This window comes from Actinobacillus minor NM305 (assembly GCF_000175195.1).
In the GTDB taxonomy this organism is placed as follows: Bacteria; Pseudomonadota; Gammaproteobacteria; order Enterobacterales; family Pasteurellaceae; genus Haemophilus_A; species Haemophilus_A minor.
In genome coordinates this window covers 1-2,362 of sequence record NZ_ACQL01000192.1, presented here as the reverse complement: position 1 = coordinate 2,362, position 2,362 = coordinate 1, and the positions used below count along the sequence as shown (strand labels likewise).

Sequence of the window (2,362 nt, the reverse complement as noted above, 5' to 3'; positions counted from 1 at the left end):
ATTTAAGGTGCAAGCGGTCAGATTTGTTATTGAAATTGCAAATTTGACCGCTTGTTTTTTTCATTTGATTTCCTGATATATTTTATTTTTAAAAGGAGAAACTGCCGATTGTGGCTTTTATTTAAATCGAAATGAAATTCTGAAATTAGTTTAGAAAAATAACAAAACCATGTACAGCAATTGTTGTACAGGGTTTTGATTAACGCTATCCAAAAAAGAAACTCCACGCCCTAGCTGAAACGGAACTTCCTAATATTTTCGATAAGTCAGTCGGGCTTTTTTTCTTCTGAGCAATTTTAGTATATATCGGCAACGGTAATCTATCTCTAATTTCAGTCATACTGAATAAGCTAATAGCTAAAAATTCAAAGATTTCATCAAAACCGTAGATATTAAACCGGCTTTGATTTTTAATAAAATCTGTCGCAATGGTAATTACTCTTTTTGTTTTGACGTTGTTGTTCTGAATTGATGTTGAACGAGTCTTTGGAGCAAGGAAATCGTTATAAATACGATGTTTATTCTTCAAAAGTGTTTCTTTTTGTGCCGGTGAAGGTTTAAACGTTTTATAATCCCACTCCCTATTCGGGGCAGCTTTATCTGCTTGGCTTAGAAGAATAATAAACTTGCTACCAAGCTTAGGATCATTTTCTATATATTTTTTATAGAACTTTTCATCTTCTGCAACTGCCCTATCATCAACTTTAATTAGCCAAAAAACCATATCCATTTTTCTTAAAGAAGGTACATAAAGTGCCTGATATGCTTTGTCCCACTGACTATTTTCTGCAATTCCGGGGAAATCATAAAGATGAACTACCATTTCGCCTAATTTAATAGCGATTTCCTGTATTTCTCGAGTACAACCACCTACGCCGCTCGTACGGCATATATCTTCTTGACAAAGAGCATTTACAAAAGAGGATTTTCCTGCGCCGGATTTTCCCATTATGCCAATTGAAAGCGGTCTGTTTTTCACTTGTTGATAAGAACGTGAAAGAGCAAATATTTGCTCTTTCAAGTCTCGATCTCCAATCAAATGTATTAGATTATTGACAGCGTGTTGCATAATTTACCCGAAGAAGAAATTCCAAAGTTTTTTTGCTCCTTCGGCAATTAATTTTTTAGCTACTTTTGCAACCGTCTTCACTGGCTGTGGTAGCGGTAAGTAATCAATTGCAACATCAATAATGTTCTCAACAGTATCGCTGAAATCATCTTTTGCTTCTTCCTTCGCTTTCTCTGTAACAACAGATTTATCCACTTGAGCAATTAAGCTACTTTTTGCTTGGCTTGGGATTTTTTGAATAATGCGGGTAAAAAGTGCATCAATATTCCAACGGTCAAACTTACTTTCATAGAAATCACAAGCAACAGGTACAACATCATCAGCTGGAACACTGAAATCACTGCTAATACGTAAGTGATTTTGATTGATTGTATGTTGCTGCTCTAGTGAAGGTTTAAAACTCTTATAATCAAAGCTTCGGCTTGGTTCAGCCTTATCACATTGACTTAATACAAATAAAATCTGCTCTTTCTTATATTGTTTTGTTAGCCAGTTATAGAATGCTTCATCATCTTTATTAGCTCGGTCATCTACTTTAATTACCCATAGAATGAGATCTAAATCTGCAATTTTTTTCTGATAAAGTTGAGTATACTCTGTATTTCGAGCTTGGCTTTCTGCAACACCGGGTAAGTCCATAAAAATAAGAGAGCGGTTACCCATTGAAATCACTTCTTCTTGGAATGTACGAGTACAGCCACCAACCCCGCCGGTTTTACAAACCTGTTTACCAACAATGGCGTTGATCAATGAAGATTTTCCAGCCCCCGATTTTCCCATTACCCCGATTCTAGGAGTATAGTTGATTACATCAATAAGACGTTTTTTAACCTCTTGACGTAGTTCTTCCGGTAATTTGGATAATAGTTGTTCATCTAAAATTTGATTAGGATTTGACATAAAATTTCCTTACTTTATTTAAAACGGATCCTAATAATTATCCCATTCACAATAACTATGCTACAATCAACCCCCAGTTGTGATTTCTTCCGAATTTGTGGGTATATATGAAAATCAATGAAAAAATCCGTTTTTTAAGAGAAAGCAAAAGTTTAACGCAAGATGAAATGGCGGATCGTTTAGGTATGTCCACAAATGGTTATGCAAAAATTGAACGTGGCGAAACTCGTTTAACAATTCCTAAATTGGAACAAATTGTTGAAGTGTTTGATACGGATATTTTGGAGTTAATGTCGCTTGGCGAACGAAATATCATTTACTTTCAAGAAAGTGAAAGTAATCATAGTGTCAATATCATCAACCCCACCTCTCAAGATTTAGCTTCCGAGATTA

At 35.1% G+C, this 2,362-nt stretch carries 3 protein-coding genes; 1 reads left to right on the top strand and 2 read right to left on the bottom strand.

The window, feature by feature from the left end; translation table 11 throughout:
- Positions 1 to 205 precede the first annotated feature (205 nt).
- Entirely contained in the window at positions 206 to 1,069 is an 864-nt protein-coding gene (locus AM305_RS11870; RefSeq protein ID WP_005826458.1) for a GTPase family protein, read from the bottom strand.
- Positions 1,070 to 1,072: 3 nt separating this feature from the next.
- Positions 1,073 to 1,969: a GTPase family protein gene (locus tag AM305_RS11740; protein ID WP_005826456.1), complete on the bottom strand. Its 897-nt coding sequence runs from the start codon at positions 1,967 to 1,969 to the stop codon at positions 1,073 to 1,075.
- 107 nt (positions 1,970 to 2,076) lie between these two features.
- Between AM305_RS11740 and AM305_RS11735 the strand changes: the two genes are divergently transcribed.
- A partial coding sequence (locus AM305_RS11735) for a helix-turn-helix domain-containing protein (RefSeq protein WP_005826455.1) occupies positions 2,077 to 2,362 on the top strand: 286 nt, incomplete at its 3' end.

What these genes read in the sequence shown, in the direction of transcription:
- AM305_RS11870 (WP_005826458.1), bottom strand. Translation starts at nt 1,069, where the DNA reads ATGCAACACGCTGTCAATAATCTAATACATTTGATTGGAGATCGAGAC.
- AM305_RS11740 (WP_005826456.1), bottom strand. Translation starts at nt 1,969, where the DNA reads ATGTCAAATCCTAATCAAATTTTAGATGAACAACTATTATCCAAATTA.